We start from the raw sequence: 6660 nt of genomic DNA, 5'->3' as shown, positions 1-6660 counted from the left end.
CCGCGCCTATAGCCCCCCGGTCATGTCCGTCGCCAACCACGCCCTGACCGTCCCCGCCGACTGGCGGGATTTCCTTGCGCTGACCAAGCCGCGCGTGATGAGTCTGGTCGTGTTCACCGGGCTGTGCGGCATGCTCGCCGCGCCGGTTTCGATCCATCCCGTGATCGGCTTTACCGCGATCCTGTGCATTGCGCTGGGTGCAGGCGCATCGGGCGCGCTCAACCAATGGTATGAGGCGGACCTCGACGCCAAGATGAAGCGGACGCAGAGCCGTCCGCTGCCCGCCGGGCGCATGGACCGCCAGTCGGCGCTGCATTTCGGCGTCGGCGTTGCCGCGCTGTCGGTCATCCTGATGGGCCTGGCGGTCAACTATGTCGCGGCCGGCATCCTGCTGGTCTCGATCCTGTTCTACGTCTTCATCTACACCGTCTGGCTCAAGCGCCGCACGCCGCAGAATATCGTGATCGGCGGGGCGGCGGGCGCGTTTCCGCCGCTGATCGGCTGGGCCGCCGCGACCGGCGAGATCGCGCTGCTGCCGGTGCTGCTGTTCGGCCTCGTCTTCCTATGGACCCCGCCGCATTTCTGGGCGCTCGCGCTGTTCGTGAAGACCGATTACGCCAATGCCGGCGTCCCGATGCTGCCCGTGGTCGCGGGCGAGCGCGCGACGCGGGTGCAGATCGGCCTCTACACGATTCCGATGGCGGTGGCGGCGATCGCGCCCTGGCCGCTCGGCCTGACCGGCAGCCTCTATGGCTGGACCTCGATCGCCACGACCGCGCTGTTCGGCCTGCTCGCGCTGCATGTCGCGACCCGCATGGCGAGCGACAACGACGCGATGAAGCCCGAAAAGCGGCTGTTCGCCTATTCGATCTCCTACCTCTTCATCTTGTTCGGTGCGGTTGCCGCCGATAGGATCATGGCATGACCCCCGACGAAGAAGACCTGATCCGCGCCCGCCAGAAGTCGCGCGCGCGCGTGCTGGCGGTGCTGCTGTTTGCCTTCGTCATCCTGGTCTTCGCGATCAGCATCGTGAAGATCCAGATGGGCATGCCGCTTCGCGCGCAGTGAGACTCCGATGATCGCAGCACTTCCCCAGGACCCCAAGCTGCGCACCGCAATGCTGGCGGTGCTCGGCGTGCTGGCCATGACCGGCCTCGCCTTTGCCAGCGTGCCGCTCTATCGCCTCTTCTGTCAGGTTACCGGCTTTGGCGGCACTACGATGCGCGCCGGTGCCGCGCCCGGCGCGGTCGACGGCAAGATCACCGTTGCATTCGATTCCAACGTCAGCCCGGCGCTCAGCTGGCAGTTCAAGCCGGAAGTGCGGTCGGACACCATCGCCATCGGCGCGCGCGACATGGCCTTCTACACTGCGACCAACGCCGGCACCGTGCCGATCACCGGCACCGCGACCTACAATGTCACGCCCGAAGCGGCGGGCAAGTATTTCAGCAAGATCCAGTGTTTCTGCTTCACCGAACAGACGCTCAAGCCCGGTGAGACGGTGCGCATGCCGGTGATCTATTTCGTCGATCCGAAGATCCTGACCGATCCGGATACGAAGGATATTCAAAAGATCACGCTCTCCTACACATTTTACCCAGTGGATTCCGCCAAGCCCAAAGGCTAGGGGATCAACCAACAACGCCAGAAACGAACAGGGACGGACGATGGCAGGCGCCAAGAACCACGACTATCACATTCTCCCGCCCAGCCCGTGGCCGATGCTCAGCTCGCTCGCCGCTCTGTGGCTGGCGGCCGGCGGCCTCATGTACATGAAGGAGCATCCGTCGGGCCTTTGGGTGATGCTGTCGGGCCTGGCCGCCGTGCTGTTCTGCATGGCGTCGTGGTGGGTCGACGTGATCAAGGAAGCCAATGCCGGCGACCACACTCCGGTCGTCCAGCTGCACCTGCGCTATGGCATGATCCTGTTCATCGCGTCGGAAGTGATGTTCTTCGTCGGCTGGTTCTGGGCATGGTTCAGCTATGCGCTGTTCCCTGCCGCGATCGCGGTCAGCGGCGAACATGCCAGCGTGGTCGAAGTGGCGCAGGGCATCGCCGCGCAGTTCCCGCCCAAGGGCATGGAAGTGCTCGACGCGTTCCAGCTGCCGCTGCTCAACACCTTCATCCTGCTGCTCTCGGGCACCACCATCACCTGGGCCCATCACGGCCTGATCCACAACCAGCGTGGCGGTGCCCTGCGTGGCCTGTGGGGTGCGATCGGCGTGGGTGAGAATGACGTGGTCAAGAAGGGCCTGTGGCTGACGATCATCCTCGGCCTGATCTTCTCGGGCGTGCAGGCCTATGAATATGCGCATGCGCCGTTCGTGTTCGGCAAGACCAACTATTCCTCGGCCTTCTACATGGCGACCGGGTTCCACGGCTTCCACGTGATCGTCGGCACCATCTTCCTGATGGTCTGCCTGCTGCGCACCTATCAGGGCGACTTCACGCCGCGCCAGCATTTCGGCTTCGAAGCCGCCGCCTGGTACTGGCATTTCGTCGACGTGGTGTGGCTGTTCCTCTTCGTCACCGTCTATGTGTGGGGCGGCTGGGGCGCGCCGGTCCACGGCTGATGGACCACAGCGCACCTCCGGTCACGGAGTCGGCATTCAAGGGGGCGTGTCCGCAATGCGGCGCGCCCTCTCTGTTTGCGGGCTGGATCAAGTTTGCCGACCGCTGCCCGAAATGCGGGCTGGATTATGCCGCGTTCAACGTCGGCGATGGCCCGGCGGCGTTCCTCACCCTGATCATCGGCACGATCATCGTCGCCCTGTCGGTGTGGCTGGAACTCGCCGCCGAGCCGCCCTTGTGGCTGCATTTGCTGATCTGGCCGCCAGTGACGGTGGCGCTGGTCGTGTTCAGCCTGCGCTGGGCCAAGGGCGCGCTGCTCGCGCTCGAATATCGCAACGCCGCGCGTGAAGGGCGGCTGAAAGACCGCGACGCATGAAGCTCCCGCTGTTTCCTACCATCCTGGTCGGCCTCGCCGTCGCGGCGATGATCGGCCTTGGCATCTGGCAGCTTGACCGGCGCGGGGAAAAGGCGGTGCAGCTCGCCCGCCTGTCCGCCAACCGCGACCTGCCCGCCATGACCTTCCCCAGCCCGCCGGTCGGGGACGAACATCTGTTCCGCCGCGCCGGGCTGATGTGCCTCGAAGTCGCCGGCTGGAGCGAACAGGCCGGTCGCGACGCCAGCGGCAAGAGCGGCTGGCGCCACCTTGCCGACTGTCGCACCGGGGCCGAGGGGATGAGCGTCAAGGTCGACCTGGGCGTCAGCAGCGCGCCCGGCGTGAAGCCGGCATGGAAGGGCGGCCCGGTCACCGGCATCATTACCCACGCCCCCGATACGACGCCGCTGCTGGCATCGCTGTTCACCAAGCGCCCGCCCCGCAACCTGATGCTCGTCGCCGACGCTCCCGCCCCGGGCCTGTCCGCCAGCGCCCCGCCCGACCCATCGAGCGTGCCGAACAACCACCTCGCCTATGCGGTGCAGTGGTTCCTGTTCGCGGGGATTGCTGTGGTGATCTACCTGCTCGCGCTGCGCCTACGCGCCCGTCGGGCCGCATCGCCACCCGCGCCCCCACAAAGCTAGTCTTTCTTGCCGCGTGCCGATGCGGGGGCTAGTCCCCGCCCCATGCGCTACCAGAGCACGCGCGGCACCGCGCCCGAACTCGATTTCCGTGAAGTCACCCTCGCTGGTCTTGCGAGCGACGGCGGCCTCTACATTCCCGTCGAATGGCCGCGCTTCACCGCCGACCAGATCGCGGACCTCGCTGGCCTTTCCTATGTCGAGACCGCCGTGCGCGTCATGGCCCCGTTCGTCGCGGGCAGCCTGACCGAAGATGAACTGCGCGACCTGTGCACCCGCGCTTATGGCCGGTTCAGCCATGACTCGGTGACCCCGCTGGTTCAGCTCGACCACCGCCACTTCCTGCTCGAACTGTTCCACGGCCCGACGCTGGCGTTCAAGGATGTCGCGCTCCAGCTGCTCGGGCTGTTGTTCGAGAAGTTTCTGACCGGCACCAACCGCCACCTCACCATCGTCGGCGCGACCAGCGGCGACACCGGCTCGGCCGCGATCGACGCGGTGGCCGGGCGTGCGGGGATCGACATCTTCATGCTCCACCCCCGGGGGCGGGTGAGCGACGTTCAGCGCCGCCAGATGACCACGGTGCTCGCGCCCAACGTCCACAACATCGCGATCGAAGGCAGCTTCGACGACGCCCAGGCGCTGGTGAAGGCGATGTTCAACGACGCCGATTTCTCGGGCCGCTTCCACGTCACCGCGGTCAATTCGATCAACTGGGCGCGGCTGATGGCGCAGGTCGTCTATTATTTCTACGCCGCCGTCCGCCTCGGCGCCCCGGCGCGCGAAGTCGCGTTCAGCGTGCCCACCGGCAATTTCGGTGACGTGTTTGCAGGCTATGTCGCGGCCAGGATGGGGCTGCCGGTCGCCAGGCTGATCGTCGCCACCAACGTCAACGACATCCTCCACCGCGCATTGTCGAGCGGCGACTATTCCGCCGGCACCGTCACCCCGACCGCCGCGCCGAGCATGGACATTCAGGTCAGCTCGAACTTCGAACGCCTGTTGTTCGACCTGGCCGGACGCGACGGCCCCGCGCTCGCGGCGCAAATGGCCGGATTCGAATCGAGCAAGGCGATGCGCCTGACCAACGCCCAGCAACAGGGCGCGGCGTCGTTGTTCGCCAGCGACCGGATCGAGGCGGACGACATGTCGCGCGCCATGGCTTGGGCGCATGCCCGCGCCGACGAGATTCTCGACCCCCACACCGCGATCGGCCTCGCCGCCGCGCAGCGGGTCGCACTCCCGTCGCACGTGCCGATCGTCACCCTCGCGACGGCCCACCCGGCCAAGTTCGACGACGCGGTCGAGCGCGCCACCGGCATCCGCCCGACCCTGCCACCCCGCGTCGGCGACCTGTTCGACCGCGAGGAACGCTACGACGTGCTCCCCGCGACGTTTGAGGCGATCACCGGCTATGTGGCGGAGCGCGGGACGCCGAAAGCCTAGTCGTCACCCCGGCCTTGTGCCGGGGTCCACTCCGCCTCCCTCGCGAAGCTTGAGCCGCTTGCTCTGCGCCTGCCTCCCGGTGAACCCCGGAACAAGTCCGGGGTGACGGTTGATTTTTGGCGGCGGACAGGCGCTAAAGGCCCCATGAACCTCATCACCCTCACCGGCGAGTCCTGGGCCGATTACGGCCTCGTCGACTCCGGCCATGGCCGCAAGCTCGAACGCTATGGCGACTACCGCTTCATCCGCCCCGAGCCACAGGCGATGTGGGCGCCCGCGTCGCCCGACTGGGACGCGCATGGCGAATTCATGCCCGCCCCGGATGACGAGGGTGGCGGCCGCTGGGTGTTCACGAAGCCCGTCCCGCGCGAAGGCTGGCCGCTCGCCTGGAACGAGGCGAAGTTCACCGCGCAGACGACCCCGTTCCGCCATCTCGGCTTCTTCCCCGACATGGCGCCGGTGTGGAGCTGGATGCGCGAACAGACCGCAGGGGTAGACGCGCCCGAGGTCATGAACCTGTTCGGCTATACCGGCGTCGGCACGCTGGCGATGGCGGCAACGGGCGCCAAACTCGTCCATGTCGATGCGTCGAAGAAATCGGTCGAGGCGGCCAAGGGCAACGCCGCGCTGTCGGGGATGACCGACAAGCCGGTGCGCTGGATCATCGACGACGCCGCCAAGTTCGTCGCGCGCGAGGTGCGTCGCGGTCGCCGCTATGACGGCATCCTGCTCGACCCACCCAAATATGGCCGCGGACCGACCGGCGAAGTGTGGCAACTCGAACGCGACCTCCCCGGCCTGATCGCCGATTGCCGCCAGCTATTGGACGCCGACTCGCGCTTCCTGTTCCTGACGGTCTACGCGATCCGCATGTCCGCGCTGGCGATCGGGGAATTGCTCAACCAGCATTTCGCCGATCTGGGCGGCAAGGTCGAATGCGGCGAACTCGGCGTGCGCGAGGAGGCGCGGGGGCTGGTGCTGCCGACGGCGATCTTTGCGCGGTGGAGTCGGTAGCATTTTTCTTCCGTCATGCTGAACTTGTTTCAGCCTCCACCCCGCCACCCGCGGCTCAGTCGCCTATGGAACCGTGGATCCTGACACAAGTTCAGGATGACGGAGGGTGGTGCTACCCCCGCCCCATCCGCATCGCCGCGCCCGCCACGAACGGGCACCCCGCCACCAGCAGCAAACTCACCGCCCCCAGCAGCTTGATCGCGCTCGGATCATTCCCCATCGCGCCCGCGCCAAAGATCAGCAGCGGCACGGCGAAGGGGAGCATCACCAGCCCCGCCACCGCGCCCGCGCCGCGCAGCCCTGCCGTCAGCGCCGCGGTCGCGACGCCCAGTGCCGCCAGTCCCGGCGTGCCGATCAACAGGCTCAGCCCCGCCGCCAGCGCCTGTTCCAGCGAGAGGCCCAGCAACCCGCTCGCCACCGCGCACGCCAGCAGCAGCGCAGGGGCAAAGCCGAGCCAATGCCCGACGATCTTCGCCGCCGCGACGCTCGCGTCATTCCACCCGCGCACCGCCAACTGATCGAGCACCCCGCTCTCCAGATCGGGCGCGACCAGCCGCTCGACCGGCAGCAGCGCGGCAAGCAGCGCCGCCGCCCAGATCACCCCGCCGCCGATCC

General features: G+C 67.2%; 9 protein-coding genes. 8 read left to right on the top strand and 1 reads right to left on the bottom strand.

Annotation, left to right across the window (positions count from 1 at the left end; all coding sequences use genetic code 11):
- Positions 1-22: 22 nt before the first annotated feature.
- The 8 genes from AX681_RS04200 (at position 23) to AX681_RS04170 (ending at position 6045) form a co-directional block, all read left to right on the top strand.
- Complete coding sequence (locus AX681_RS04200) at positions 23-925, top strand: heme o synthase (protein WP_066681866.1); 903 nt, start codon at positions 23-25, stop codon at positions 923-925.
- Entirely contained in the window at positions 922-1068 is a 147-nt protein-coding gene (locus tag AX681_RS22340; RefSeq protein ID WP_197421819.1) for a hypothetical protein, read from the top strand. The genes AX681_RS04200 and AX681_RS22340 overlap by 4 nt, the downstream gene beginning before the upstream one ends.
- 7 nt (positions 1069-1075) lie before the next feature.
- The gene (locus AX681_RS04195) at positions 1076-1627 is read left to right on the top strand and encodes a cytochrome c oxidase assembly protein (RefSeq protein ID WP_066657633.1); all 552 of its coding nucleotides are present in this window, start codon (positions 1076-1078) and stop codon (positions 1625-1627) included.
- 40 nt (positions 1628-1667) lie between these two features.
- Positions 1668-2573, top strand: coding sequence for a cytochrome c oxidase subunit 3 (locus AX681_RS04190; RefSeq protein WP_066657635.1), 906 nt, complete (start codon positions 1668-1670; stop codon positions 2571-2573).
- Entirely contained in the window at positions 2573-2947 is a 375-nt protein-coding gene (locus AX681_RS04185; protein WP_066657641.1) for a DUF983 domain-containing protein, read from the top strand. The genes AX681_RS04190 and AX681_RS04185 overlap by 1 nt, the downstream gene beginning before the upstream one ends.
- Positions 2944-3588 carry an SURF1 family protein gene (locus tag AX681_RS04180; protein WP_066681864.1) on the top strand — a complete coding sequence of 215 codons (645 nt, stop codon included), beginning with the start codon at positions 2944-2946 and terminating at the stop codon, positions 3586-3588. The genes AX681_RS04185 and AX681_RS04180 overlap by 4 nt, the downstream gene beginning before the upstream one ends.
- 42 nt (positions 3589-3630) lie before the next feature.
- On the top strand, positions 3631-5031 hold the full coding sequence (gene thrC / locus AX681_RS04175) for a threonine synthase (RefSeq protein ID WP_066659015.1): 1401 nt from the start codon (positions 3631-3633) through the stop codon (positions 5029-5031).
- 144 nt (positions 5032-5175) lie between these two features.
- On the top strand, positions 5176-6045 hold the full coding sequence (locus AX681_RS04170) for a class I SAM-dependent methyltransferase (RefSeq protein ID WP_066659016.1): 870 nt from the start codon (positions 5176-5178) through the stop codon (positions 6043-6045).
- A gap of 112 nt (positions 6046-6157) precedes the next feature.
- Here the strand turns inward: AX681_RS04170 and AX681_RS04165 are convergent.
- A partial coding sequence (locus tag AX681_RS04165) for a heme exporter protein CcmB (protein WP_066681860.1) occupies positions 6158-6660 on the bottom strand: 503 nt, incomplete at its 5' end.

It is taken from the genome of Sphingomonas sp. CCH9-E2 (assembly GCF_001557215.1).
Classification (GTDB): Bacteria; Pseudomonadota; Alphaproteobacteria; order Sphingomonadales; family Sphingomonadaceae; genus Sphingomonas.
This window is presented reverse-complemented; position numbering and strand designations above follow the sequence as displayed.